The organism is Pseudomonas sp. HY13-MNA-CIBAN-0226 (assembly GCF_040310305.1).
Classification (GTDB): Bacteria; Pseudomonadota; Gammaproteobacteria; order Pseudomonadales; family Pseudomonadaceae; genus Aquipseudomonas; species Aquipseudomonas gregormendelii.
Genome location: NZ_JBEOPS010000517.1, coordinates 1 through 245 on the forward strand (window position 1 = coordinate 1; position 245 = coordinate 245).

The following is a 245-nucleotide window of genomic DNA, read 5'->3' on the forward strand; positions in this document are numbered from 1 at the left end:
GCTATACACCAGCGGCAGCTGATAACTACTGATGGCTCTATCGATAACTTGAGACCACTGCGCTTTATTGTTGAAATCAATTTTTTCAAATATCTCATGCAAAAATGTACCGGCATTAGCGCCTTTGACAAAAGTAAAACGGATATCATCTTCTGACTTGAGATTTAGCTCACCGGCTTGTTCAAGAGAGTCGTTATTATGCAGTGATGGTACAGCCGCATATGAAGCTTCTGGCCTATCGATGT

Annotated in this window: 1 protein-coding gene; it reads right to left on the reverse strand. The window is 41.6% G+C overall.

Features of this window, described 5'->3' with window-relative positions; translation table 11 throughout:
- Positions 1-245 (reverse strand): PDDEXK family nuclease (locus tag AAEZ05_RS29730; RefSeq protein WP_350650229.1); only part of this gene is annotated, 245 nt, incomplete at both ends.